This is a genomic window from Enhydrobacter aerosaccus (assembly GCF_900167455.1).
GTDB classification, from domain to species: Bacteria; Pseudomonadota; Alphaproteobacteria; order Reyranellales; family Reyranellaceae; genus Reyranella; species Reyranella aerosaccus.
Genome location: NZ_FUWJ01000002.1, coordinates 186,213 through 209,735, shown reverse-complemented (window position 1 = coordinate 209,735; position 23,523 = coordinate 186,213). Strand labels below are relative to the sequence as shown.

25 protein-coding genes, 1 tRNA gene and 2 pseudogenes are annotated in these 23,523 nt (G+C 66.1%); 15 read left to right on the top strand and 13 right to left on the bottom strand.

Annotation, left to right across the window (positions count from 1 at the left end; translation table 11 throughout):
- Positions 1-308: 308 nt before the first annotated feature.
- The 4 genes and pseudogenes from B5D62_RS34345 to B5D62_RS10275 form a co-directional block, all read right to left on the bottom strand.
- Positions 309-848: pseudogene (locus B5D62_RS34345) on the bottom strand (aldehyde dehydrogenase family protein); the annotation flags it as partial.
- On the bottom strand, positions 751-1,185 hold the full coding sequence (locus B5D62_RS34175; RefSeq protein ID WP_218191026.1) for an aldehyde dehydrogenase family protein: 435 nt from the start codon (positions 1,183-1,185) through the stop codon (positions 751-753). The pseudogene B5D62_RS34345 and the gene B5D62_RS34175, both read right to left, overlap by 98 nt.
- Positions 1,133-1,351, bottom strand: coding sequence for a conjugal transfer protein TraD (locus B5D62_RS10280; protein ID WP_085933788.1), 219 nt, complete (start codon positions 1,349-1,351; stop codon positions 1,133-1,135). The genes B5D62_RS34175 and B5D62_RS10280 overlap by 53 nt, the downstream gene beginning before the upstream one ends.
- 1 nt (position 1,352) lies before the next feature.
- Entirely contained in the window at positions 1,353-1,679 is a 327-nt protein-coding gene (locus tag B5D62_RS10275) for a conjugal transfer protein TraD (protein ID WP_170920952.1), read from the bottom strand.
- A gap of 171 nt (positions 1,680-1,850) precedes the next feature.
- Here B5D62_RS10275 and traA point away from each other — a divergent pair, with 171 nt between their 5' ends.
- From traA to B5D62_RS10245, 6 genes and pseudogenes are all read left to right on the top strand, one after another.
- Entirely contained in the window at positions 1,851-4,763 is a 2,913-nt protein-coding gene (traA, locus tag B5D62_RS10270; protein WP_085933786.1) for a Ti-type conjugative transfer relaxase TraA, read from the top strand.
- 130 nt (positions 4,764-4,893) lie between these two features.
- The gene (locus B5D62_RS10265; RefSeq protein ID WP_085933785.1) at positions 4,894-5,124 is read left to right on the top strand and encodes a helix-turn-helix transcriptional regulator; all 231 of its coding nucleotides are present in this window, start codon (positions 4,894-4,896) and stop codon (positions 5,122-5,124) included.
- Positions 5,102-5,365, top strand: coding sequence for a hypothetical protein (locus B5D62_RS33325; RefSeq protein ID WP_085933784.1), 264 nt, complete (start codon positions 5,102-5,104; stop codon positions 5,363-5,365). Before B5D62_RS10265 ends, B5D62_RS33325 begins: the two co-directional genes overlap by 23 nt.
- A gap of 87 nt (positions 5,366-5,452) precedes the next feature.
- Positions 5,453-5,701: a type II toxin-antitoxin system Phd/YefM family antitoxin gene (locus B5D62_RS10255; RefSeq protein WP_085933783.1), complete on the top strand. Its 249-nt coding sequence runs from the start codon at positions 5,453-5,455 to the stop codon at positions 5,699-5,701.
- Entirely contained in the window at positions 5,698-6,159 is a 462-nt protein-coding gene (locus B5D62_RS10250) for a type II toxin-antitoxin system VapC family toxin (protein WP_085933782.1), read from the top strand. Before B5D62_RS10255 ends, B5D62_RS10250 begins: the two co-directional genes overlap by 4 nt.
- A pseudogene (locus B5D62_RS10245) lies at positions 6,156-7,784 on the top strand (recombinase family protein); the annotation flags it as partial. The gene B5D62_RS10250 and the pseudogene B5D62_RS10245, both read left to right, overlap by 4 nt.
- Here B5D62_RS10245 and B5D62_RS10240 read toward each other — a convergent pair.
- Together B5D62_RS10240 and B5D62_RS10235 are read right to left on the bottom strand one after the other, a co-directional pair.
- A tRNA-Arg gene (locus B5D62_RS10240) sits at positions 7,755-7,831 on the bottom strand. The pseudogene B5D62_RS10245 and the gene B5D62_RS10240 overlap by 30 nt on opposite strands.
- Before the next feature lie 49 nt (positions 7,832-7,880).
- The gene (locus B5D62_RS10235; protein WP_085933781.1) at positions 7,881-8,630 is read right to left on the bottom strand and encodes an SDR family oxidoreductase; all 750 of its coding nucleotides are present in this window, start codon (positions 8,628-8,630) and stop codon (positions 7,881-7,883) included.
- 59 nt (positions 8,631-8,689) lie between these two features.
- On the opposite strand from B5D62_RS10235, the gene B5D62_RS10230 reads away from it, so the two are divergent.
- Positions 8,690-9,070: a Rid family hydrolase gene (locus B5D62_RS10230; protein ID WP_085933780.1), complete on the top strand. Its 381-nt coding sequence runs from the start codon at positions 8,690-8,692 to the stop codon at positions 9,068-9,070.
- A 63-nt stretch (positions 9,071-9,133) separates the two neighbouring features.
- Here the strand turns inward: B5D62_RS10230 and B5D62_RS10225 are convergent, their stop codons facing one another.
- On the bottom strand, positions 9,134-10,129 hold the full coding sequence (locus B5D62_RS10225; protein WP_170920878.1) for an alpha/beta hydrolase: 996 nt from the start codon (positions 10,127-10,129) through the stop codon (positions 9,134-9,136).
- 52 nt (positions 10,130-10,181) lie between these two features.
- Here B5D62_RS10225 and B5D62_RS10220 point away from each other — a divergent pair, with 52 nt between their 5' ends.
- Genes B5D62_RS10220 through B5D62_RS10200 form a run of 5 tightly spaced genes read left to right on the top strand, consistent with a single transcriptional unit; the run spans position 10,182 to position 14,240 of the window.
- Positions 10,182-10,364, top strand: a complete 183-nt coding sequence (locus B5D62_RS10220) for a zinc-finger domain-containing protein (RefSeq protein ID WP_231714781.1) — start codon at positions 10,182-10,184, stop codon at positions 10,362-10,364.
- Positions 10,365-10,373: 9 nt separating this feature from the next.
- On the top strand, positions 10,374-10,832 hold the full coding sequence (locus B5D62_RS10215) for a MaoC family dehydratase (protein WP_085933777.1): 459 nt from the start codon (positions 10,374-10,376) through the stop codon (positions 10,830-10,832).
- On the top strand, positions 10,833-11,609 hold the full coding sequence (locus B5D62_RS10210) for a crotonase/enoyl-CoA hydratase family protein (protein WP_085933776.1): 777 nt from the start codon (positions 10,833-10,835) through the stop codon (positions 11,607-11,609). It abuts the gene before it with no gap.
- Positions 11,610-11,632: 23 nt separating this feature from the next.
- On the top strand, positions 11,633-12,391 hold the full coding sequence (locus B5D62_RS10205; RefSeq protein WP_085933775.1) for a bestrophin-like domain: 759 nt from the start codon (positions 11,633-11,635) through the stop codon (positions 12,389-12,391).
- A gap of 49 nt (positions 12,392-12,440) precedes the next feature.
- Positions 12,441-14,240 carry a sulfatase-like hydrolase/transferase gene (locus tag B5D62_RS10200; protein WP_218191025.1) on the top strand — a complete coding sequence of 600 codons (1,800 nt, stop codon included), beginning with the start codon at positions 12,441-12,443 and terminating at the stop codon, positions 14,238-14,240.
- Between the two features lie 151 nt (positions 14,241-14,391).
- Here the strand turns inward: B5D62_RS10200 and B5D62_RS10195 are convergent, their stop codons facing one another.
- The 6 genes from B5D62_RS10195 to B5D62_RS10170 form a co-directional block, all read right to left on the bottom strand.
- Entirely contained in the window at positions 14,392-14,937 is a 546-nt protein-coding gene (locus B5D62_RS10195) for an NADPH-dependent FMN reductase (RefSeq protein WP_085933774.1), read from the bottom strand.
- Positions 14,938-15,158: 221 nt separating this feature from the next.
- The gene (locus B5D62_RS10190; protein ID WP_085933773.1) at positions 15,159-16,181 is read right to left on the bottom strand and encodes an NADPH:quinone oxidoreductase family protein; all 1,023 of its coding nucleotides are present in this window, start codon (positions 16,179-16,181) and stop codon (positions 15,159-15,161) included.
- A 44-nt stretch (positions 16,182-16,225) separates the two neighbouring features.
- The gene (locus B5D62_RS10185) at positions 16,226-16,993 is read right to left on the bottom strand and encodes a crotonase/enoyl-CoA hydratase family protein (protein ID WP_085933772.1); all 768 of its coding nucleotides are present in this window, start codon (positions 16,991-16,993) and stop codon (positions 16,226-16,228) included.
- 72 nt (positions 16,994-17,065) lie between these two features.
- Complete coding sequence (locus B5D62_RS10180; protein WP_085933771.1) at positions 17,066-17,449, bottom strand: hypothetical protein; 384 nt, start codon at positions 17,447-17,449, stop codon at positions 17,066-17,068.
- The gene (locus B5D62_RS10175) at positions 17,446-17,907 is read right to left on the bottom strand and encodes a hypothetical protein (RefSeq protein WP_139373830.1); all 462 of its coding nucleotides are present in this window, start codon (positions 17,905-17,907) and stop codon (positions 17,446-17,448) included. Before B5D62_RS10175 ends, B5D62_RS10180 begins: the two co-directional genes overlap by 4 nt.
- Positions 17,908-17,911: 4 nt before the next feature.
- Positions 17,912-19,102, bottom strand: coding sequence for a urate hydroxylase PuuD (locus B5D62_RS10170; RefSeq protein ID WP_085933769.1), 1,191 nt, complete (start codon positions 19,100-19,102; stop codon positions 17,912-17,914).
- Between the two features lie 94 nt (positions 19,103-19,196).
- On the opposite strand from B5D62_RS10170, the gene aceB reads away from it, so the two are divergent.
- The 3 genes from aceB (at position 19,197) to B5D62_RS10155 (ending at position 23,523) form a co-directional block, all read left to right on the top strand.
- Complete coding sequence (aceB, locus tag B5D62_RS10165) at positions 19,197-20,819, top strand: malate synthase A (protein ID WP_085933768.1); 1,623 nt, start codon at positions 19,197-19,199, stop codon at positions 20,817-20,819.
- Between the two features lie 192 nt (positions 20,820-21,011).
- On the top strand, positions 21,012-22,544 hold the full coding sequence (locus tag B5D62_RS10160) for an acyl--CoA ligase (RefSeq protein WP_085933767.1): 1,533 nt from the start codon (positions 21,012-21,014) through the stop codon (positions 22,542-22,544).
- A 10-nt stretch (positions 22,545-22,554) separates the two neighbouring features.
- On the top strand, positions 22,555-23,523 hold the full coding sequence (locus B5D62_RS10155) for a ketopantoate reductase family protein (RefSeq protein WP_085933766.1): 969 nt from the start codon (positions 22,555-22,557) through the stop codon (positions 23,521-23,523).

Here is a 23,523-nt window from a genome sequence, read left to right as displayed (position 1 = left end):
TGGCCAGGCCGAGCGGGGCAGCTCCGCTTTCAGGGCGCTGCCATCACTGCCGCATGGCCATGTGGCGGCGGTAATAGGGATGATGCACAAGCTGGAGAGCCCGCGCCTGCTTGGGCGCCGGGGTTCGCGTGCGCACGATCTCGCCTCGGCGCTGATCGCGAGCCGGGTGATCGCCCGGGCTGGAAACTCTCGACCCTGCGTGCGCTGCCCCGGAGACCTGAGACAGGTGCGCGGGCTCGGCGCCATCGTGGCGTGCGAGATCTATGCAGCGCTCGACTGGGGCGCACACCAGGGTGGATCGAGCCGGTCCCGCGTTCGCTGCCATGGCCGCTGTAGCGCACTCCGCCGAAAGTGGACACGGGAAGCGCAAGGCCAAAATGTTTGATGCTCACCATGCCGGCCTGAAGAGCTGCCGCTGCCATGTCGGTCCGTTCCAGCGAGTTGGTGAAGATGTAGGAGACAAGACCGAAGGGCAGGCCGTTCGCGCGTGCCAGGCCGTCTTCGTTGCCCCGGAAGGGCGAGACGACGGCAACCGATCCGAACGGCTCTTCGCGCATCAGCGCGATGCGATCATCGGGCGTGTGCACGATCGTGCGCGCGTAGAAGCTGCCGACATTGCCGATCCGCTTGCCCCGGTCAGCACTTCGGTGCCGCTTTCGTGCGTCGGCAACCAGCTTTTCTGTCGCCGGCGCGCGACCGGCATGCCAAAGCGGTCCTTCTGGGTGCCATCGTTCAGTCCACCCCCGACCCTCACCGTTTTGAAAGCCGAAACCAGTCCGGAGAGAAAGCGGTCGAGAATGCCCCCTGGATGAAGAAGCGCGTGAGCGAAATGCAGTCCTGAATGGCATTGCACAACGTCTTGGCCGCAAGCGCGCGGGCCGCGGCCTCTGCATCGGCATCGGCATCGTCGAACACAAGCACGGGGTATGTCCGCCCAATTCCGTCGATGTGCGCTTCATGTGCCGACCCGCCAGTGCGGCCAGTTGCTTGGCCTACCTCGACCGAGCCGGTGACGATGATCTTGCGAACCGTGGGATGGGCAAACGGCGCGAGTTGGTCGATGCCTTGGAGCGCGTTCTCATTCCATAACGAGGCGTACATCGAAGGGGGCTGTCGTTTGACGATATGATGCTCAGTGATCCTCGAGCGCTTGCTTCCCCCTTGCGGCCCATAGCCTTCGCGCATGTTCGCCCTGATCGCTCTGGAGCTTTTCGGCCATCCAGAGCAGCGCGCCGTAGATCGTGGCGCGATCATCGCCGATGAGGTCCACGATCCCGGCCTTGACGACGAGTCCGCCGAGTTCGATCAGATGTCGCGTGCGTTTGCGGCGTTCGACCTGCCAGGTGCGCATGTCATGCCGCGCCCGCGCTCCCTGATGCCGGTTGCGCGCTGCCCGGTTGCGTCGCAGCGCCGCCAGCGTCGCGGTCAGGCGCTGATGCAGATCGCCGCGGCCGGCTTTGAAAGAACGCGGCCCCGCGCTTGGCCCACGCCTCCCTCTTCCCGGCGTCCTTGGTTTCGGCCAGCACGGCCAGCGCGCCCGCCAGTTCGTCGGCGGTGAGCGCATCGGCTCCGGTCGAGATCACCAGTTCGCCGAGTTGCTGCACCTTGCGAGCTTTCAGGTCTCGCGCCTTGTCCTCAAGCGCCTTCAGTTCCGCATCAAAGTCCCGTGGCTTGCGCATCATGTCCTCCATGAGCAGTCGATGGAGGGATGATAGTTTCGTGCCTGCGGAAATGCTTCTATGTTGCCGGGACGGCCTGGAACGGCGCGGATCATCCCGAGAAATTAGTTTCGAGGGCGCGCTTATACGTCGTTCCGACGTGCGCTTGAGGGCAGTATCTGGTCGGTCGCCATGGCGATCTACCATTTCTCCGTTCAGGTCATCGGACGCGCGGCGGGCCGCAGCGCGGTCGCTGCCGCCGCCTACCGCTCGGGATCGCGGTTGCGCGACGACCGGCTGGACCGTGACCATGACTTCTCGAACAAGCCGGGCGTAGTGCATTGCGAGGTCATGCTGCCGGAAAACGCGCCCGAGGTCTGGGAGGATCGCGAACGGCTGTGGAACGATGTCGAAGCCGCCGAGATGCGCAAAGACGCGCAGCTTGCCCGCGAGGTGGAGTTCGCCCTTCCGCGCGAGATGACGCAGGCGCAGGGCATCGAACTGGCCCGCGACTTCGTGGCACTGGAGTTTGTCGATCAGGGCATGATCGCCGACCTCAATGTGCATTGGGACAAGGGCGGGGACGGCCAGCCCAAGCCCCATGCCCATGTCATGCTCACCATGCGGTCGGTGGACGGGAACGGTTTTGGCCCGAAGGTGCGGGAGTGGAACCGCACGGAGTTGGTCGAGCGTTGGCGCGAACGCTGGGCCGATCGCGTCAACGAGAGGCTGGCCGAACTCGACATCGACGCGCGGATCGACCATCGCAGCCTTGAGGCGCAGGGCATCGCGTTGGAGCCGCAGACGAAGATCGGCGCGCCCGCGCAGCGCATGGAGGTGGCAGGAATTGAGGCCGACCGCGCCGAGGATCACAGGCGCATCGCCCGCGAGAACGGTGAACGGATCATCGCCGATCCTTCCACCGCTCTCGACGCCATCACGCAGCAGCAATCGACTTTCACGCGGCGCGACATGGCGATGCTCGCGCACCGGCACAGCGACGGGATTGACCAGTTCAACGAAGTGATGGGCGCGATTCGCAACGCGCCCGATGTTGTCGAACTCGGCAAGGACGGTCGCGGCGAGGAGCGTTTCACGACCCGCGAGATGATCGAGGCCGAACAGCGCCTGCATCGTGCCGCCGCGATGATGGCGGAACGGGAACGTCATGAGGTCAGCGGCAGGAACCGCGACGCCGCATTGGCCCGCGCGGCGGATCGCGGCCTTGTCCTGTCCGGCGAGCAGGCCGACGCGCTGGCGCATGTCACGGACGGGCGCGATTTGGGCGTCGTGGTTGGTTATGCCGGGACGGGCAAGAGCGCGATGCTGGGCGTGGCGCGCGAAGTCTGGGAGGCAGCAGGCTACGAGGTCCGGGGCGTGGCGCTGTCCGGTATCGCGGCCGAGAATCTGGAAGGTGGATCGGGCATTGCCTCGCGCACCATCGCCAGCATGGAACATGGCTGGGGACAGGGTCGCGACCTTCTCTCGTCCCGCGACGTGCTTGTCATCGACGAGGCGGGCATGGTCGGCACGCGGCAGTTGGAGCGCGTGCTGTCCCATGCCGCCGACGCGGGCGCGAAGGTCGTGCTGGTCGGCGATCCGCAGCAGTTGCAATCCATTGAGGCGGGAGCGGCATTCCGCTCGATCCACGAGCGCCACGGCGGCGCCGAGATCAGCGAGGTGCGCCGCCAGCGGCAGGACTGGCAGCGCGACGCCACGCGCGATCTGGCGACCCGCCGCATCGGCGATGCGATCCAAGCCTACGACACACATGGCATGGTGCATGAGGCCGCGTCACGCGAACAGGCGCGCGGCGAGTTGATCGACCGTTGGGACCGTGACCGTCAGGCCAGCCCCGACGCCTCCCGCATCATCCTCACCCACACCAATGCCGAGGTGCGGGAGTTGAACGAAGCTGCCCGCGAACGGATGCGCGAGGCCGGAAACCTTGGCGACGATGTGCGTGTCGCCGTCGAGCGCGGCGCGCGGAACTTCGCACCCGGCGACCGCGTGATGTTCCTGCAAAACGAGCGCGGGCTTGGCGTGAAGAACGGCACGCTCGGGGCCATCGAGCAGGTCAGCGCCCAGAGCATGACCGTGCGCACGGACGACGGGTGCAATGTCTCGTTCGACTTGAAGGACTACAACAAGATCGACCACGGCTATGCCGCGACGATCCACAAGGCGCAGGGCATGACCGTGGACCACGCCCATGTGCTGGCGACACCGGGCATGGACGCTCACGGCAGCTATGTCGCCCTCTCGCGCCACCGCGACGGTATGGACCTGCACTATGGCCGCGACGACTTCGCCAGTCAGGACAAGCTCATCAACGTCTTGTCGCGCGACCGCGCCAAGGACATGGCGAGCGACTACGAACCCGCCCGAGACTATGCCGAGCGGCGCGGCATCACCTTTCGCGAGCGCGTGGAACGGGTTGTCGAGATCGTCCGCCAAGTTCCCGAGAAGGTTCGCGGCCTGTTCGACGGCCTACGCCCGCCCGCTGAGGGCGGACAGGGGCCGGAAAGGAAGGTGGAGGAAGACCCGGAGGCGGCGTTGCGCCGCGCCCGTGGCCGGGCGCTCGTCCGTCATGCCCGCGCCGTGGATGCGATCTTCGCGGCACAGGATCTGGGCGGCCAGGCCAGCCCCGATCAGATCAGGGAATTGCAGGAGGCGCGCCAGCGATTTGAGGAGGTGCGCCCCCACGGCCCGCATGACGCCGAAGCCGCCTACAAGAAAAACCCGGAGCTTGCGGCGGAGGCAGCGTCCGGCGACGCCCGGCACGCAATCCGCGCCCTGCAACTGGAAACCGAGCTTCGCACCGATCCCAGCCTGCGAGCCGACCGCTTCGTGGAACGCTGGCGGGAACTCGGCCAGACCAGCCAGCGCCAGTACCAGGCGGGCGACATGTCCGGTTACAAGTCCACGCGGGCAGCCATGGGCGACATGGCAAAGAGCCTTGAACGCGATCCCCAGCTTGAATCCATCCTTGAGGGTCGCAAGCGCGACCTCGGCATTGGGATCGACTCGGGCCGTAGCCTTGGCCGGGAACTCGCCTTCAGCCACGGTATCGACCTCGGTAGAGGCCGGAGTATCGGACTGTAGAACTATCCTATTTTCCGCCGCCTCCACGCCACAGTACTACGACGCCTAAATCACTATTGCACAACAATAAATCATCGCTCTGTCTGGTCCCGGAAGCCGTCAGAAACAACCGGCAGGAGCCAGCGCAGCCATGCCCGCACCAGACCGTATCGTCCGCCTCAAAACCGTTCTCGCGCGGACCGGCCTGTCCCGGTCCACCATCTACCGCAAGATCGCCGAGGGCACGTTCCCCGCCCAGTTGAGGATCAGCGTCAACGGCGCTGGTTGGAGGGAATCCGACATCGACCGCTGGGTCGCCAACCCCGTGGCGTGGTGCCCGAAAGGCGAGGCCGGCTTCGATGACCGACGGCGAAACGAATAATGAGGGGGTGGGCATCGTGTCCCGTTCCCCGCATGTGAGGCCACCCACGGCATCGGAGCAGCTTGAAGCGCTATTGGGCTACCCGTGGCCGTTCCCCGGCAGGCCACCCAAACATGACCTGTCCACATGGACCGTCACTGACGACTGGCCCCATCCTGTTCCGGTCACGCAGGCCGAGATCGAGGTGTTCGAGCAATGGTTCGGCGACATCTTCGACGAGTTGTTCGGCTCCGAGGGCTAACACCTCGGGGATTTGAAATCGGCGTTGAAATCCGCCCTTCAATGGATTACATGTAGTCACATATAGCTACATATGTGAGGGCGCAACATGCTGACCATCAACCTCAGAGACGCCAAGGCTGGATTTTCCAGCCTAGTTGATGAAGCCATCAAAGGAGAGATCGTGACCATCACCCGTCATGGCAAGCCTGTCGCGGCCTTGGTCTCGGTCGAGGCGGCGGAGATCGCGCGCAAGGCGCTGACGCGCAAACGGGCGGGCCTTGTCAGCTATCTCAGGACGTTCCCAGGCGGAGAGTTCCCGCGTAATCGCAGGCCATCGCGGGATGTCGAGCTTTGAGCGGCTTTCTTCTCGACACCAACGTCGTCTCCATGCTGGCGCCGTCGAAGGCGGAGGCATCCGCTGACTTCCTCACCTGGCTGGACCGCATGGACGCCGATGGACAGCTATTCCTGTCGGTCGTCTCCATCCATGAGATCGAGAAGGGAATCGCGCTCCTCGACCACAAGGGGGCAACGGCGAAGGCCGCGAGTATGAAAGCATGGCTCAGTGGCCTTGTCTCCACATACGACGACAAGATTATTGGCGTCGACGCGCAGGCCGCCGCGATCGGCGGGCGGCTGGAGGCGAAGGCGCTTGCGGCCGGTCACGACCCCGGCATGGCTGATGCCGTGATTGCCGGTATCGCCGCAGCGCATGAACTCGTCATCGTCACCCGCAACACGAAGCATTTCCTGCCATTCGGCGTCGCCGTGTTGTTGCCTGACGAGGCGGCTGCCGAAGGAGACAAGGCATGACCGCTTCCACAATCCCCCTGCGCGCCGCCCTCTACCTGCGCGTCTCGACGGCGCGACAGGCCGAGCATGATGTCTCGATCCCTGACCAGAAGCGGCAGGGCGAAGCCTATTGCGAGGCGCGCGGCTATCAACTCGTTGAGACCTATGTGGAGCCGGGCGCATCGGCCACCAACGACCGCCGCCCCGAGTTCCAGCGCATGATCGAGGCTGGCACGTCGAGGCCCGCGCCCTTCGACGTGGTGATTGTCCATTCGTTTAGCCGCTTCTTCCGCGACGCCTTCGATATGGAATTCTACGTCCGCAAGCTCGCCAAGAACGGCGTCAAGCTGCTGTCGATCACCCAGGAGATCGGCGATGATCCGGTGCATCAGATGATGCGGCAGATCATGGCGCTGTTCGATGAATACCAGTCGAAGGAAAACGCCAAGCATGTGATGCGCGCCTTGAAGGAAAACGCCCGGCAAGGCTTCTGGAATGGCTCGCTGCCGCCCATCGGCTACCGTGTCGTCGCGGCCGAGCAGCGCGGGGCCAAGACCAAGAAGAAGCTGGAGATCGACCCGCTCCACGCCGACACGGTGCGGCTGATCTACCGGCTGGCGCTGGAAGGCGATGGGACTAGCGGCCAGATGGGCGTCAAGAACATCGTCTCCTACCTCAACAGCCGCCGCATCTTCACCCGCGACGGCGGGCGGTGGGGCATCGGCCAGGTTCACCGCATCCTGACCCGCCGCACCTACATGGGCGAGCACGAGTTCAACAAGCGCAGCAAGACCAAGGAACTGAAACCCCTCAGCGAGATCGTCACGGTTCCGGTGCAGCCGATCATCGACCGTGAGACGTTCGACACCGTGCAGGCGCTCTTAAAGGCCCGCAATCCAAAGGTCACGCCATCCGCCGTCATCAGCGGCCCGACCATGCTCACCGGCTTGATTCATTGCGCCAAGTGCGGCGGGGCCATGACCATCCGCACCGGCAAGGGCGGGCGCTACCGCTACTATGCTTGCTCAATGAAGGCACGGCAGGGGCCGACCGCTTGCGAGGGCATGGCCGTGCCGATGGACAAGCTCGACGAGCTTGTCGCCAGTCACCTCGAAGACCAGCTTCTCCAGCCCGAGCGGCTGGAAATTATCCTCGCCAGCGTTCTCGATCGGCGGCAGGAGCAATCCGAACGCCGCCGCGAGCATATCGCGGAACTGAACAAACGCGCCGCCGAATCGGAACTGCGTCTCAAGCGCCTCTACGATGCCATCGAGGCGGGCGTGGCCGACATTGACGACCCGGCGCTCAAAGACCGCATTGACGGCCTCAAGGCTATCCGCGATCAGGCCAAGTCCGACGCCGAGCGCGCCCAGGCCATGCTCGACACCTCCGGCGCCAAGGCCATCACCCCCCAAATGGTCCGCACCTTCGCCAAGACCGCCCGCCAGCGCATCCGCCTTGAAGGCGGCGGCTATCGCCGCGACCACCTGCGCGCGCTTGCGCAGCGTGTCGAGGTCGCGGACGGCGAGGTTCGTATCATGGGATCGAAGACCCGGCTGCTACAGGCGCTTACCGGAAAAACTGGCGTAAACTCAGTGCCCACTCAGGGACTGAAGTGGCGGACCCGGCGAGATTCGAACTCACGACCTCTGCCTTCGGAGGGCAGCGCTCTATCCAGCTGAGCTACGGGTCCGCGACGGGGCGGACCATACCGGAGGCGCCCTTTCCCTGCAATGCGAAGCTCAGGCCTCGTCGCGCCGGTGGAAGTGCGAGCCGCCGTAGGATTGGTCGGTCGGGACGATCTCCATGAAGCTCACATCCATCCGCTGCGGCGCCGACAGGACGAACAGGATGGCCCTGGCGATGTCGGCCGCCTGCAGGCTCTCGTACCCTTCGTAGAAGCGCCGCCGCCCTTCTTCCTTGTCGGCCATCAGGGCGAGATGCACGCCGGTCTCGACCCGCCCCGGGGCGATCTCGCTGACGCGGACTCCCGTGCCATGCAGGTCGAGCCGCAGCGTCCGGCTGAGATTGTGCAGCGCCGCCTTGGTCATGGCGTAGACCGGCATGCCGGGCAGCGTCCACGTGCCGGCCGTGGACCCCAGATTGACGATATGGCCGCGTCCGCGCTCGACCATGCCGGGAACCACGGCGTGAAGGCAGTTCAGCGTTCCGCGCAGATTGACGTCGAGCAACGCATCGATGTCGGCGCCCTCGGCCTTCCAGGACGGCGTCGCGGGCGACAGGGCCGAGGCATTGTTGATCAGGATGTCGGCTTGCAGCGGTCCCAGCCGGTCCATCACCGCCTCGCGATCGGCGATGTCGAGGTCGATCGGCGTGCAGCCGGTCTCGTGTGCCAGCTTGGCGAGATCGGCCGCCGAGCGGGCGACGGCATGCACCTCGAGGCCGTGCTCGCGGAGCAATCGCACTGTGGCGGCGCCGATGCCGCGGCTCGCGCCGGTGACGATGGCATGACGATAACGATCGAGCGACATGGGCGACTCCTTTCCGGTAGATTGCGCCAAGTCACAGGTCGTGGGGGAGAGATAGAGCGATGGCCAAGCAATTGTTCCGCGACGGTACGGAAGTCGCGGGCTTCTACGTGCGCACCGTGAAGAGCGGACCGTTGATCTTCGTCTCGGGCACCACCTCCCTCGATTCGCGCGGGCGTGTGCAGGGCAGGGACGCCGGCGAGCAGACCCTGATCTCGATGCGCAAGATCGAGTCGGCGCTGAAACAGGCCGGCGCCCGGCTCAAGGATCTGACGCGGTTGACGATCTTCGTGACCGACATCCGCGACATGGGCGCGGTGACCAAGGCGCTGGGCAAGGTCCTCAAGGGCTCGGCGGTCAGCGCGACCCTGGTGGCCGTCAGTGCGCTCGCCACGCCCGGCCTGCTGGTCGAGATCGAATCGACCGCGGTGGTCGAGCGCTGACGGCGGGGCGGCAAGTCGTCCGTCCTCGCCTGGGGCGCGCGCCGGCGGGACCACCCTCGGCGGTCATTCGCTGCGGCTGATGCTGCTCGGCCGCGAGGTGTGCCGCGATCCCCAGAGGGCGGCCATCTTCGGCTCGACATCGCGGGCATCGGCGCCCGACGGCAGGGGCGCCTCGTGGTTGTCGATCCAGGCGACGATGTCGTCCGAAACCACGACGCCTTCCTTGTCGCGCAGCAGGAGATGATAGCCGCGCTTGTAGAAGGCGAGCTTGGAATCCGGCCGCTTGGGCATCAGCTCGATCGTCTCGCGGACCGGGCCGGAGGGGACGATACGGTCGCCGAGGCCGTGCAGAAGGATATAAGGAATCTGCACGTTCTCTGCTGCAGCGCAGGCGGCATCCATCAGGTCGAGCAGCCCCGCACCCATGTCGAAGCGCGGATTGCGCAGCATCAGCGGATCTTTCTGCAGCTTCTCGATGGTCTTGGGATTGTCGGTGGGCTGGAAATCGATCGAGGTCGGTCCCAGCGGCATCCACGGGATGGTGTGGGTGAAGAACCATACGCCCGCGGTCACCACCTGGCCGAGTGACTTGCGCGACCGCACGGCGGGGGCCAGCAGGATCAGGCCGTCGGCCGGCAGGCCCTGATCGGCGGCGACCAAGGCGACGGCGCCGCCCATGCTTTCCCCGGCGATATAGAGCGGAACGCCGGGGTGGCGCTCGCGCAGCAGGGTCGCGACCGCCTCGGCGTCGGCGACCAGCGTATCGGTGCCCGGCCAGCGGGCGCGGGTCGGGCTGGCGCCGAAGCCGCGCTGGTCATAGGCATAGGTGGCAATGCCCGCGCTGGACCAGGTCTTTGCCGGTTCCTCGAAGGCATTGCGGTAGTCGCCGAAGCCATGCAGGCCGAGGATGACGGCCCGGGGCTCGGCGCCGTTTGCCGCAGGCCATGTCGCCAGCGGTAGCGCAGTGCCGTCCGCCGCGACATAACGGTTCTCCGTCAATCGGGGTGAGCCGGTACGTTTGCCAGCCGGAACCACCACGGGTGAGCAGGCGGCGAGCATGACCGGCGCTAAAGTGGCGGCTATCATCCGGCGCCGCAAAAGGAGAGACAGCGTGAAAGAACCTTTCGAAACCATTACCGTCGACACGGACCGCGTCGCCTGTGATGGCGGCGGCGGACCGCTTGGCCATCCCAAAGTCTATCTCAACCTCAGCAAGGAGGGGCGGGTGGAATGTCCTTATTGCAGCCGGGTCTACGTGCTGCGCGAAGGTGCCCAACCAGCCCATGCTCACTGAGCGCCGGCCATGAAGCAACTGGGAGAAGGCTGGAACTGGCGCGACCTCAAGCTCGGCGACCGCTTCATCACCTTCGGCCGCACGTTGTTCGAGGCCGACCTCCTGAATTTCGTGACGCTTTGCGGCTTTTCCGAGGAGCTGTTCACCAACAAGGAGTACATAGCGACGCATGCCCCCATGCGTGGCGGGCATCCCGTGCCGGGGGCGCTGGTCTATTCCATGGCCGAGGGCCTGGTGATCCCGACCACGCTGCAGGGTACGGGGCTCGCCTTCCTGTCGATGGGCTTCGACATCAAGGGCCCGACCTATGTCGGTGACACGATCCATGTCGAGATCGAGGTCACCGAGATCAAGCCGACCTCGAAGGACCCGATGCGTGCCCTGGTGCGCACCACCAATCTGGTCAAGAACCAGAAGGGCGAGACGGTTCTGATCTACACTCCGCTGCGTATGATGCAGGGCCGGTAGATGAGCAAGGTCGCGATCGAGACGGACGGCGCCATCACGATCGTCTCCATCGATCGCTTCGCCGAGGCGCGCAACGCCGTCGATCCCGAGACCGCGGACCTGCTGCGCGAGGCCTTCCTCGCCTTCGATCGCGACGAGACGCAGTCGGTCGCCATCCTGACTGGTCGCGGCGGCACCTTCTGCGCCGGCTTCGATCTCAAGGTCGCGGCCAGCCGGGAAGGGGCGGCAATCCACGATCCCGACGGTCCGGGCCCGATGGGGCCGACCCGTCACCTGCTGTCCAAGCCCGTGATCGCCGCCGTCGAGGGTTACGCGGTGGCGGGCGGGCTCGAACTGGCGCTGTGGTGTGATCTGCGGGTGGCGTCGGAGACGGCCAAGTTCGGCGTGTTCTGCCGCCGCTGGGGCGTGCCCCTGATCGATGGCGGCACCGTGCGGCTGCCGCGCCTGATCGGGCACAGCCGCGCGCTCGACATGATCCTGACCGGCCGTGAAGTCGATGCCCGGGAGGCCTTCGACTGGGGCCTCGCCAACCGGCTCGTGCCGGCGGGGCAAGCCCTGGCCGAGGCCAAGCGCCTGGCCGAGCAGCTCGTCCGGTTCCCCCAGCTCTGCCTGCGCTCCGACCGCCGCTCGTCCTATGAACAATGGGGCGCCGAGTTGCGGGATGCGCTGTCGAACGAAGGCCGGCTGGGCGCACCCACCCTGGAGGCCGAAGCCCGCAAGGGCGCTGCCCGCTTCGCGTCCGGCAAGGGCCGCGGCGGCAGCTTCGGCGAGCTGTGATGGAGGGCGAGTAGACGGTGTCGATGTTCGGGCCCGCCTTCGCTGCGCTTCTGACATTTGCGGTCCTGCTCGCCGGCGCCACCTTCGGCGTGGTCTTGCGGCGGTGCCTGCCCGATCACATGCTCGACCAGGACGCCAAGGATGTCGTCCGGCTCGGCATGGGACTGATCGCGACCATCGCCGCTCTCGTCCTCAGCCTTCTCATCAGCTCGTCCAACGGACTCTACGAGGCCCAGCGCTCGGAGCTGCGCAACATCGCCGGCGACCTCATTTTTCTCGACGATATTCTTCGCCTCTATGGCGACGACACGCGGCCGGCGCGCCTTTTGCTGCGCCAGTCGATCCCGACGATGGTCGAGCATATCTGGTCGTCACCCGACGAGATCGACGGCGCTCCCGCGCCGCTTCAGAGGAACCCGCAGGCGGAGGCGGCTTACGCGTCGATCGTCGGCCTGGCGACACATAGCGAGAGCCAGTCCCTCCTCAAGGCGCAGGCGCTGCAGGTGGTGGCCCGGATTTCGCAAGCCCGCTATCAGCTCTACGAGCGATCGAAGGCCCGACTGCCGTCGCTGCTGATCATCATCCTCGTTTCCTGGATGGTCTTCCTCTTCGTCAGCTTCTGCCTGTTCTCGCCGCTCAAGCACACCTCCACGGTCGCCCTCGCGGTCATCGCGCTCTCGGCCTCGACGGCCGTGTTCCTGATCCTCGAGCTGGCACAACCGTTCGGCGGCATCATGCGCGTGTCCGAGCACCCGCTGACGACGGCGCTCGGCCCTCTCTAAGCCGCCACTGCAAAAGCGGCGTTGCAACTCGCCCGTCAAGGAGCCATCGATGTCCACGCCGATCTCGTCCGAGTCGCCTTCCGATCTCAGCCGCCGCACGCTGATGGCCTCGGCGGGCGCGGTGCTCGCCAATGCGCTGGGCGGCAGCGAAGTCGCGCAAGCCCAGACCAGCGGCGCTCCTGCGCCTCCGACCGGCGCACAGACGATGCCGTCGGGCTACAACATCCTGTTCGTCCTGGTGGATCAGGAGCACTTCTTCCCGCACTGGCCGTTTCCGGTTCCGGGCCGCGAGGCGATCAAGAAAAAGGCCGTCAACTTCCTCAATCATCAGGCCGCGGCCTGCGTCTGCTCGTCGGCGCGCTCGGTGATCTATGCCGGCCAGCATATCCAGCACACGGGCATCGCCGACAACTTGAACTACGTGTGGCAGCGCGACCTCTCCACCAACATCAAGACCATTGGCCACCGGCTGGCCGACCTCGGCTACCACGCGGCGTATCAGGGCAAGTGGCATCTGTCGTCGACGCTGGATGTCACGCGCGAGCCGGTCGACGTACCGCTGCTCGACTATCGCAAGGTCATGGAGTCCTACGGCTTCAAGGATTTCTTCGGGCTCGGCGACCTCACCGACAGCGTGCGCGGCGGCTACTCGTACGATGACGTGACCCTGGCTGCCGCGACCACGTGGCTGCGCACCGAGGGGCTCACCCTCAAGGCCAAGAAGCAGCCCTGGTATCTCGCGGTCAACTTCGTCAATCCGCACGACGTGATGTGGTTCAATTCCGACCTGCCGGGCGAGACTGTCCAGGGCAAGTCGCACTGGTCGCCGATCGAGCCGGCGCCCGACGACGAACTTTACCGCGCGACCTGGGACGAGGTTCCGCTTCCGGCCAGTCGCCATCAACGCTTCGATGCGCCGGGGCGGCCGGTGGCGCAGAAGTACTATCAGGAAATCACCGACATGATGGTCGGCGCGTGGCCCGACGAGGATCGCCGCTGGCGGGCGCTGCGCAACTACTACTTCAACGCCATCCGCGACTGCGACCGCAAGGTCGAGGCGCTGCTCGGGCTGTTGCGCGGCCTCGGCCTGGAGCAGGAGACGATCGTCGTCTTCACCTCCGATCATGGCGAACTGGGCGGCAACCATCAGATGCGGAACAAAGGCACCACGACCTACCGCCAGCAGAACCATCTGCCGCTGATGATCGTCCACCCGGCCTTCGCGGGCGGAAAGGACTGTGCGGCGATCACGTCGCAGCTCGATCTTGCGCCGACGATCATCGGTCTGACCGGTCTCGATGAAAGTCGCCGCCGCAGCGCTGCGGCGGGCTTGAAGGGACGCGATTTCAGCCGCCTGCTGGCCCGTCCTGACGGCGCCGCAGCCGACGCCGTGCGCCCGGCGGCGCTGTTCAATTTCGACATGCTGTCGTTTCAGGACCCGAAATGGGCGGCCATGACCGTCGATACGCGAAAGCCCGGAATCAAGGTGCCCGAGAAGCAGTACGCAGCGATGGAGAAGCATCCGCCCGACTTCCACAATCGCACCGCGATCCGCAGCATCTGGGACGGGCGCTATCGCTTTTCGCGCTATTTCTCGCCGGTGCAGTTCAACACGCCGAAGACGCTGGAGGAGCTGGTCGCGAAGAACGATCTCGAAGTCTACGACCTGCGAGAGGATCCGGAGGAGGTCAACAACCTCGCCGTCGATGCCAAGAAGAACGGCGAGCTGATCCTGTCGCTGAACGCGGCGGCCAACGCCCGCATCGCCGAGGAAGTGGGCGAGGACGACGGCAGCTTCCTGCCGATACGCGACGGCAAATGGAAGTTTCCGCCGGTCGACAAGGGATAGCCGCGGTCCGCGACGGGGCGGCCCGGCTCCGTCCCAGCCGTCGGGGACGGCAGAAGCGCCGATAACTCAAGGCATTAACGCACTTTGTCCCGCCGTCCCCGGTGTCCCGCTCTGTCCCGCGCGTCCCTGCTGTCCCGCCTGTCCCAACGCCTCACGCGTCCTGCTGCATCAGTCTGATGCAATCGGCGAAGCATCCGAGCGCCTGGACGATCGTCGAAGACATCGCCGGATCCGCGGCGATCGCTGTGGTGTCCATCCTGCGGGACAGCAGATCGACCGACAGGGATGCCTGGTCGACGATGTGCGCCGACATGGTCTGCAGCACCAGGCGCAACGCCGCCTGCGCCTCCGACGCGCGGGGCGAGGTGTTGAAGAGCGCCACGGGCTTTCCAGGAAACGTCGAGCTGCCGACCAGCCAGTCGAGCATGTTCTTGAACGAGCCGGGGATGCCGCGGGCGTATTCCGGGCACGAGATCAGAAGACCGTCCGCCGCGCCGATGCGGGCGTGCAGGTCGACGATCCCTTGCGGCAGGTCGTTCTCGAGATCGGGATTGAAGTGCGGCAGGTCCGCCATGCCGCGATAGAGCTCGATCTGGAGTCCGCGCGGCGCCAGCCGGCACGCCGCTTCCAGCAGCGATGTGTTCGATGATCCGGCACGCAGACTGCCGGAGAGGGCGAGCAGACGGATGGGCGTCATTGGTGGCGAGCAGTCGACAGCGATCAGGGTAGGGCAATCGCATATGAAGTCGTTTCGTCATCCCGAGCGACGCCGCCTGTAGGGCAGCGCAGTCGAGGGACCTCTTTTCCTTGCTCCCGTCCAGAGGCGAGGCCAGCAAAAAGGTCCCTCGACTGCGCCTCGCTCCGCTCGGCGTCGCTCGGGATGACGGGAAATCTTTGCATGGGCGATTGCCCTACCCGTCAGGGAACCAGCACCGCCTTGCCGACCACGGTTCTTTCCTCGATCAGCCGGAACGCCTTGACCCAGTCGCCGAGGTCAAAGGTGGCGGCGACCGTCGCCCGCAGCTTGCCTTCGGTGTACCAGCGCATCAGCTCCTCCTGCGCGTCGGCCACCATGGCCCGACGCTGCTCGAGAGCGGCCGCCTCCTTTGCGCTCGGCGTGCCCTTGCCGCCCCAGCCGTTCCAGTAGCCGTAGTAGAAACCGATCACCGTGACGTTCTTCACCAGCAGGATGTTGGCCGGGATCTGGGGAACGGTGCCGCTCGCGAATCCCATCGGGATGATGCGGCCTTCCGGCGCGACGCAGCGCAGGGAGACGTCGAAGGCAGACCCTCCGACGGGATCGTAGATCACGTCGGCGCCGCGCCCGTCGGTGATCTCCAGCACCTTGGCGCGCAGGTCTTCCTGGCGATAGTCGATCAGGTGATCCGCGCCGGCCTCCTTGGCCGCCGCCAGTTTCTCCGCGCCGCCGGCGGATGCGATCACTATCGCGCCCATGGCCTTGCCGACCTCGATCGCGGTCAGGCCGGATCCGCCGCCCGCCCCGTGCACCAGCAGGACTTCGCCGGGCTGCAGATTGGCCTTCCACTTCAGGGCGCCGTAGGCGGTGGGATAGAGCGTGGGGAAGTTCGTCGCCTCGGCGTAAGGCATGATCTCGGGAATGCGCACGGCATTCGCTGCCGTCGCGACCGCATATTCGGCGAAGGCGCCCTGCGGCACGCCGGTCATCACACGGTCGCCGACCTTGAGCGTTTCGACGCCGAGCCCGAGCGCCACGACATGGCCGGCCAGCTCGTTGCCTGGGATGTAGGGCAGGGGCGGTTTGTTCTGATGCTTGCCCTGAACGCCGAGCATGGCGGCGAAGCTCACGCCGGCCGCGCCGACCCGCACCAGGATCTCGCCCGTCCGCGGTTCCGGCACCGGGCGATCCTCGACCTTCAGATTTTCGATCGGGCCATAAGCATGACACACCAACGCACGCATTCCATTCCCCCGGATGTTGCTTGTCGAATGTTGCTTGTCGGACGTTACTTGTCGAACTGGCCGTGGCGCCCTTCGCCTTGGGCGAAACGCGCCGCACCCTTTTGCGACTCCTGCCGGCGCGCCGCGAGTGACAATTCCATTTCGCGCCGGATCGCCGCCGCCTGGGCCCGGTCGAAGCTCTCATACGTCGACTGCCGATCGGAGGTCATGGCGATGGGCGGAAAGCCCGCGATCTGCGCGGCGAGTTTCTCCGCCTCGGCACGCGTCCTGCCACGCGCGACCTTGCGCGTCGCCAGGCCGATGGCGATGGCTTCGTCGGCGCCGACCGCGCGGCCTGTCAGAAGCATGTCGAGCGCGCGCCCCAGGCCGATGAGGCGCGGCAGGCGCACCGTGGTGCCATCGCTCATGGGCACGCCCCAGCGTCGCGAGAAGACGCCGAAGATCGCCGTCTCGTCGACAATGCGGATGTCGCAGAAAAGCGCGACGCCGAGGCCGCCGGCACAGGCATGGCCCTCGACCGCGCCAATCACCGGCTTGGTGAGCGGCGCCCGCAAGGGTCCGTCGTCGCTGCCGGCCCAGGGGAAGTAGTCGACGCCCGATCCCAGTTCCTTGAGGTCGGCGCCGGCACAGAACGCGCCACCCGCGCCTGTCAGCACCGCGACCTGCGCCTCCGGGTCGGCATCGAAAGCGCGAAGGGCGGCGGCGAGTGCATGCGCGGCCTCGTTGTCGAGGGCGTTCTTCGCCTGCGGTCGGTTGATGACGATGGTGGTGACGGGGCCGCTTCGGTCGACGAGGATCTTCGGAGAGTCCATTTCAATCCATCGGTGCCGGCCCTCGGCCAACGCTTTGGGGAGACACGGCTTGCTGGGCGCTATCGATCAAACCTAGCGCACGGTGGCCAACTCGTCTTCGAGCTGGGCATTCGACCGGATCGGCGTGCGGAAGTACCACCAGTTATTTTGCGCCGACCATTTCTCCTTCTTGGCCGTGCCGCCGCCCCAGACGCACCGGCGGAAGGGGCGCGTCGTCGCCATGAAGGTCTTGTCCGCGTCATCGAGCTTCAGGGCATGATCGCCGAGCTCTTCGCGACTGAACATCGGCAGAGCTTCGACGATCAGTTGCCGCACGTCGACGTCGTTGCGCCAGTTGTCGAGATCGAAGGTGTAGTCCTTCTTTTCGAGCTCGATGACGAAGCTCGACCACTGCTCGATCAGATCGCGCACCTCCTCGACATTGGGAGGGCCCGGAGGCGGCGATGACGCGATCATTCGGTGCCTCGCTCGGCCTGGCGGCGGAAATAGCGCTCGCCGTCATTGGGCTTGAAGAAGGTGCGGATCGTGCCGTCGCGATTGAAGGCGACGAAGGCGCCGGTCTGGCGATCGAAGCGGGTCGTCACGCCGTCACGGCGCACGGCCTGGATCACCGGTCCGCCGACGGCCGTGTCGCGCAGGAGCTGTGCCTGGTGCAGATAGTCGAGCTTGGTGATGTTGCCGAATTCGGCGCCATGCTTCTTGTAATGCTCGTCGAGCTTCCATTCGCTCTCGAATCCGACGCCGTTGCCCCAGCTCCGGCGCTCGGTCCCCGAGCTGACCATGTCGGCGAGGTCGCGCGCAAGAGCGCGTCCGCCGGACTCGACGGAACAGGTCCAGGTGACGAGGCTCGCGACCGCCACCAGCGCCATCGCCAGCAGACGATGACAGGGGCGGCCGCCCATACGCGGAAACATGCGCCTATTGTGCGCCGGAGTTGAACCAGCGCGCAATCAGGCTGCGTTCACCTTCGGTGATGTTTGTCAGGTTGCCGGGAGGCATGACCTTGGAGACCACCGCGAACTGGTTGATCGTCTCGGCGCGGTTGCGGATCTCGGCCGCCGTCTCCAGGACGACGCCCTTGGGCGGCGCGGCGAAGCCCTCCTGGGTCGGCCGGGTCGCATGGCAGGGCGTGCAGCGCTCCTTGATGATCGGCTGGATCTCGCTGAGGGCGACGGGGCCGCCGCCCGCATCGATGCTGGGCCGGGGCAGGGAGAGGATGGCGGTGAGCAGCAGCATCACCAGGCCCGATGCCAGCACCAAGGGGTTGGCATTGCCCTTGTGGCGCTGCACGAACCAGACGCGCACCAGGGCGCCGGCGACCGAGATCATCACCAGCAGGACCCAGTTCCACTTGTGGCCGTAGAGACCGCCATAGTGGTTGCTGATCATCGTGAACAGGACCGGCAGGGTGAAATAGGTGTTGTGCACGGAGCGCTGGCGCCCGCGCAGCCCGAAGCGGGGATCGGGCGTGCGGCCTTCCTCCTTGGCCTTCACCAGTTCGCGCTGGCCCGGGATGATCACGAAGAAGACGTTGAGCGCCATGATGACGCCGAGCATGGCGCCGAAATGGATGTAGGCGCCGCGCCCGGAAAAGAGGTGGCACAGGGCCCAGGCGGCGAAGATGCAGTAGAGGAAGAGCAGTCCGCCCAGGATCAGATCGTCCTCGCCGAAGGCCGACCGGCAGAGCAGGTCGTAGACCAGCCAGCCGCCGGCCAGGAAGGCGAGGCCGATGGCGATCGCCTCGGGCTGCGACAGCGCCATCACCGATGGATCGATCAGCGCGACCTGCGCGCCATAGTAGTAGATGATGCACAGCAGCAGAAAGCCGCTGATCAGCGTCGTATAGGCTTCCCACTTGAACCAGTGCAGTTCCGGCGGCAGCTTTTCGGGCGCCAGCTTGAACTTCTTGGCGGTGTAGAAGCCGCCGCCATGGACCGCCCAGACCTCGCCGCCGATCCCCTTTACTGCGTCGGCCGGATCGAGGGGCGCGTGCAGGTGGTTGTCCAACCAGATGAAGTAGAACGAAGCCCCCACCCAGGCGATGCCCACGATCATGTGGGCCCAACGAGTGGCGAGATTGAGCCACTCGATCACGAAACTGGCATCCATCCTTCCTCGTAGCGCCTTGCCCGGTGGGGCCTCAAGGCGGTAAATCGCCCCTCGCCTTATCCAAAGAACTCAATTTCCAAAAAAGAGGAACACCATGGCGGCTCTGGACCTTCCGGCGGGCGTGACCATCGATGGGCAGATCAAGCCCGGCTTCGAAAGGGTGCTGAGCAGGGAGGCGCTCGAGTTCCTGGCCGACCTTCAGCGTCGCTTCAATGCCCGCCGCGAGGAGCTGCTGGCCGCCCGCGTCGAGCGCCAGAAGCGCCTGGATGCCGGCGAGAAGCCCGATTTCCTGCCGGAGACCGCGCAGATCCGGGACAGCGACTGGACGGTCGCGCCCCTGCCCAAGGATATCCTCGATCGGCGTGTGGAAATTACCGGCCCGGTCGACCGCAAGATGATCATCAATGCGCTCAATTGTGGCGCCAACGTCTTCATGGCCGATTTCGAGGACGCCAGCACGCCGACCTGGACCAACATGGTCGAGGGACAATTCAATCTGATGGACGCCGTGCGGCGCCAGATCGACTACGTCGATCCGCAGTCCCAGAAGGCCTACAAGCTGAACGACAAGACGGCCGTCCTGTTCGTCCGTCCGCGCGGCTGGCATCTGCTCGAAAGGCACATGACGGTGGACGGCAAGCCGATGTCGGGCTCGCTGTTCGATTTCGGCCTCTACTTCTTCCACAACGCCAAGGAAGCGCTGGCCCGCGGTACCGGCCCGTACTTCTATCTGCCGAAGATGGAAAGCCATCTCGAGGCGCGACTGTGGAACGACGTCTTCGTCCATGCCCAGGACACGCTCGGCGTGCCGCAGAAGTCGATCAAGGCCACGGTGCTGATCGAGACCATCCTCGCCACCTACGAGATGAACGAGATCCTGTGGGAGCTGAAAGACCATTCGGCCGGCCTCAATTGCGGCCGCTGGGACTACATCTTCTCCTTTATCAAGAAGTTCCGCGAGCAGGAGTGGGCAGTGCTGCCCGACCGCGGCCAGGTGACGATGACCTCGCACTTCCTGCGCTGCTACAGCCAGCTCCTGATCAAGACCTGCCATCGTCGCGAAGTGCATGCCATGGGCGGCATGGCGGCGCAGATCCCGATCAAGAACGATCCGGCCGCCAACGAACAGGCAATGGAGCGGGTGCGCGCCGATAAGAAGCGTGAGGCCGGCGACGGCCACGACGGCACCTGGGTCGCGCATCCCGGCCTGGTCGAGATCGCCAAGGCCGAGTTCGATGCCATCATGAAGGAAGCCAACCAGATCGCGCGCAAGCGCCAGGACGTGCACGTCACGGCGGCCGACCTGATTAAGGTTCCGGAAGGCACCAAGACCGAGGCGGGGCTGCGGCAGAACGTGGCCGTCGGCATCGGTTACGTCGAGGCGTGGCTGCGCGGCATCGGCTGCGTGCCGCTGTTCAACCTGATGGAGGACGCCGCCACCGCCGAGATCAGCCGCGCGCAGGTCTGGCAGTGGGTGCGTCACAACCAGACGCTCAACGACGGTCGACCCGTCACCAAGGAACTCGTGCGCCAGATCGTGCGCGAGGAGAACGACAAGGTGAAGGCGCAGATCGGCGAGGAGGCCTACGCCAAGGCCCGGTACGAGGACGCCGCGCAGCTGATGATCGACCTGGTCGAGCAGCCGCAGTTCTATGAGTTCCTGACCCTGCCGGCGTACGATCGCATCATCGCCGACGAGACGAAGGCGGCGGCGTAGTAGAAGATCGTTGTCCTCCCCTGCGCGGAGTCCGCGCAGGGGAGGTGCCCTCGTCTTACGAGGGCGGAGGGGTCATGGGCTGCACACAGATGCTGCGGCAGCCCATGACCCCTCCGTCGCCGATGACGGCGACACCTCCCCTTGGCGGACGCCGCCAAGGGGAGGGGATCAAGACAGAAGGGGCAAACACCAATGGTCCAGACCGTTTACGACGTCACTTCCGCAGGCAAGGCCGAGGCGCCGGCGATCGGGGCACCGGGCCGGCCGTGGCTCGCCTATGCCGGGTTGAAGACGCTTGCCGATGGCACGATCGCCACCCTGAACGGCGTCGGCATCGGCCGCGGCGACCGCGTCGCCATGGTCATCCCCAACGGGCCGGAGATGGCCTCGTCCTTCGTCGCCGTCGCCTCGGGCACGACCTCGGCGCCCCTCAATCCGGCCTATCGCGCCGAGGAGTTCGAGTTCTATCTCGACGACCTCAAGCCGAAGGCCGTGATCGTGCAGAAGGGCGTGGACAGCCCGGTGCGCGCCGTGGCCCAGAAGCTCGGCATCCCCCTGGTCGATCTCGTCCCGACGGAGGGCGCGCCGGCCGGTGTCTTCACGCTCGATGTCTCGGCGCTGAAGCCGGGCAAGGCGGCCAAGCCGGGTACGTCGGTCGATGGCGAGATCGCCCTCGTCCTGCACACGTCGGGCACGACGGCGCGGCCCAAGATCGTGCCGCTCTCGACCGCCAATCTCGCGGCCTCGGCCCGGCACATCGGGGCGACGCTGGCGCTGACGCCGGCCGACCGCTGCCTCAACATCATGCCGCTGTTCCACATCCACGGGCTGATCGCCGCGACGCTGTCGTCGCTCGCGGCCGGCGCATCGGTGTCGTGCACGCCCGGCTTCAATGCCCTGCGCTTCTTCGCCTGGCTCGAGGAAGTGAAGCCGACCTGGTACACGGCGGTGCCGACCATGCATCAGGCGATCCTGGCGCGCCTGCGCGGCAACGTGGAGGCGGCGAAGGCGGCCAAGCTGCGCTTCATCCGCTCCTCTTCCTCGTCGTTGCCGCCGCAGGTGATGAGCGAGCTGGAGCAGGCGTTCGGCTGTCCGGTCATCGAGGCCTACGGCATGACCGAGGCGAGCCACCAGATGGCCTCGAACGCGCTGCCGCCGGGCAAGCGCAAGCCCGGGTCGGTCGGCCTCGCGGCCGGGCCGAAGATCGCCGTCATGGACGACGCCGGCAACCTGCTGCCGCAAGGCAAGACCGGTGAGGTGGTGATCCAGGGCCCCAACGTCACGGCGGGCTACGACAACAATCCCGACGCGAACGCCAAGGCCTTCACCAACGGCTGGTTCCGCACCGGCGACCAGGGTTACTTCGACGAGGACGGCTATCTGTTCCTCAACGGACGCCTCAAGGAGATCATCAACCGCGGCGGCGAGAAGATCAGCCCGATCGAGATCGACGTCATCCTGATGGATCACCCCTCGGTCGAGCAGTGCCTGACCTTCGCCATCCCGCATCCCAAGCTCGGCGAGGAAGTGGGCGCGGTGGTCGTGCTGCGTCCCGGCTGCGAATGCACCGAGCGCGAGCTGCGCGACTTCGTGGCCGCGCGTGCCGCCGACTTCAAGGTGCCGCGCAAGGTGCTGTTCCTGGCGGAGATCCCGAAGGGGGCGACCGGCAAGCTGCAGCGCATCGGTCTGGCGGCCAAGCTCGGCCTGGGCGAGTTGGCGGGCTGAGGTCTCGGACGTGACATCGATCTGCGTTTTCGGCGCCGGCGCCATCGGCGGCCTGATGGCCGCCAAGCTGGAGATGGCCGGCGTGCCGGTGACTGTCGTCGCGCGCGGCCCGCATTACGAGGCGATGCGGGCCAAGGGCCTCGTGCTGCGCAGCGAGGGCCAGGAGACGGTCACCAGGCCGCGGGTCGAGACCGATCCCAAGGATGTCGGGCCGCAGGACTATCTGGTCCTGACCCTCAAGGCGCATTCGCTGATCCCCGCGATGGCGCAGCTCAAGCCGCTGATCGGACCCGGCACCACGATCGTCGCCGCGATCAACGGCGTGCCGTGGTGGTACACCTACAAGCTCGGCGGTGCGTTCGAGGGCAAGCGTGTCGAGGCGGTCGATCCCGACGGCATGGTGTCGGCCGGCCTGCCGCCGGCCCAGGCGCTGGGCTGCATCGTCTATCCCGCTGCCGACGTCGTCGAACCCGGCGTGATCGAGCATACCTATGGCGATCGCTTCACGCTGGGCGAGCCGGACGGCAGCCGTAGCGAGCGCGCCGGCAAGTTCGCCGAATTGCTGATCAAGGCCGGGCTCAAGGCGCCGGTGCGGCCGCGCATCCGTGACGAGCTGTGGGTGAAGCTGTGGGGCAACATGGCCTTCAATCCGGTCAGTGCGCTCACCGGCGCGACGCTCGACAAGGTCCTGGCCGATCCCGGCACGCACGCGGTCTGCCGGGCGCTGATGGTCGAGGGCCAGGCCGTGGCGGAGAAGCTCGGGGTGAAGTTCGCGCTGACCGTCGACAAGCGCCTCGCCGGTGGCGCCGAGGTGGGCGCACACAAGACCTCGATGCTGCAGGATCTCGAACGCGGTCGGCCGCTCGAGATCGAGGCGCTGCTGGGCGCGGTGGTGGAGATGGCGGAATGGGTCGGCGTCGACATGCCGATCGGCCGGACGATCCTGGCACTGGTGCGTCAGCGCGCGGCGATGCGCTGA

What these genes read in the sequence shown, in the direction of transcription:
- traA (WP_085933786.1), top strand. Translation starts at nt 1,851, where the DNA reads ATGGCGATCTACCATTTCTCCGTTCAGGTCATCGGACGCGCGGCGGGC.
- B5D62_RS34175 (WP_218191026.1), bottom strand. Translation starts at nt 1,185, where the DNA reads ATGCGCGAAGGCTATGGGCCGCAAGGGGGAAGCAAGCGCTCGAGGATC.
- B5D62_RS10160 (WP_085933767.1), top strand. Translation starts at nt 21,012, where the DNA reads ATGGTCCAGACCGTTTACGACGTCACTTCCGCAGGCAAGGCCGAGGCG.
- B5D62_RS10225 (WP_170920878.1), bottom strand. Translation starts at nt 10,129, where the DNA reads ATGCTCGCCGCCTGCTCACCCGTGGTGGTTCCGGCTGGCAAACGTACC.
- aceB (WP_085933768.1), top strand. Translation starts at nt 19,197, where the DNA reads ATGGCGGCTCTGGACCTTCCGGCGGGCGTGACCATCGATGGGCAGATC.
- B5D62_RS10180 (WP_085933771.1), bottom strand. Translation starts at nt 17,449, where the DNA reads ATGATCGCGTCATCGCCGCCTCCGGGCCCTCCCAATGTCGAGGAGGTG.
- B5D62_RS10190 (WP_085933773.1), bottom strand. Translation starts at nt 16,181, where the DNA reads ATGCGTGCGTTGGTGTGTCATGCTTATGGCCCGATCGAAAATCTGAAG.
- B5D62_RS10215 (WP_085933777.1), top strand. Translation starts at nt 10,374, where the DNA reads ATGAAGCAACTGGGAGAAGGCTGGAACTGGCGCGACCTCAAGCTCGGC.
- B5D62_RS10170 (WP_085933769.1), bottom strand. Translation starts at nt 19,102, where the DNA reads ATGGATGCCAGTTTCGTGATCGAGTGGCTCAATCTCGCCACTCGTTGG.
- B5D62_RS10255 (WP_085933783.1), top strand. Translation starts at nt 5,453, where the DNA reads ATGCTGACCATCAACCTCAGAGACGCCAAGGCTGGATTTTCCAGCCTA.
- B5D62_RS10195 (WP_085933774.1), bottom strand. Translation starts at nt 14,937, where the DNA reads ATGACGCCCATCCGTCTGCTCGCCCTCTCCGGCAGTCTGCGTGCCGGA.
- B5D62_RS10265 (WP_085933785.1), top strand. Translation starts at nt 4,894, where the DNA reads ATGCCCGCACCAGACCGTATCGTCCGCCTCAAAACCGTTCTCGCGCGG.
- B5D62_RS10175 (WP_139373830.1), bottom strand. Translation starts at nt 17,907, where the DNA reads ATGTTTCCGCGTATGGGCGGCCGCCCCTGTCATCGTCTGCTGGCGATG.
- B5D62_RS33325 (WP_085933784.1), top strand. Translation starts at nt 5,102, where the DNA reads ATGACCGACGGCGAAACGAATAATGAGGGGGTGGGCATCGTGTCCCGT.
- B5D62_RS10230 (WP_085933780.1), top strand. Translation starts at nt 8,690, where the DNA reads ATGGCCAAGCAATTGTTCCGCGACGGTACGGAAGTCGCGGGCTTCTAC.
- B5D62_RS10185 (WP_085933772.1), bottom strand. Translation starts at nt 16,993, where the DNA reads ATGGACTCTCCGAAGATCCTCGTCGACCGAAGCGGCCCCGTCACCACC.
- B5D62_RS10200 (WP_218191025.1), top strand. Translation starts at nt 12,441, where the DNA reads ATGTCCACGCCGATCTCGTCCGAGTCGCCTTCCGATCTCAGCCGCCGC.
- B5D62_RS10205 (WP_085933775.1), top strand. Translation starts at nt 11,633, where the DNA reads ATGTTCGGGCCCGCCTTCGCTGCGCTTCTGACATTTGCGGTCCTGCTC.
- B5D62_RS10275 (WP_170920952.1), bottom strand. Translation starts at nt 1,679, where the DNA reads ATGCGCAAGCCACGGGACTTTGATGCGGAACTGAAGGCGCTTGAGGAC.
- B5D62_RS10210 (WP_085933776.1), top strand. Translation starts at nt 10,833, where the DNA reads ATGAGCAAGGTCGCGATCGAGACGGACGGCGCCATCACGATCGTCTCC.
- B5D62_RS10280 (WP_085933788.1), bottom strand. Translation starts at nt 1,351, where the DNA reads ATGCGCACCTGGCAGGTCGAACGCCGCAAACGCACGCGACATCTGATC.
- B5D62_RS10235 (WP_085933781.1), bottom strand. Translation starts at nt 8,630, where the DNA reads ATGTCGCTCGATCGTTATCGTCATGCCATCGTCACCGGCGCGAGCCGC.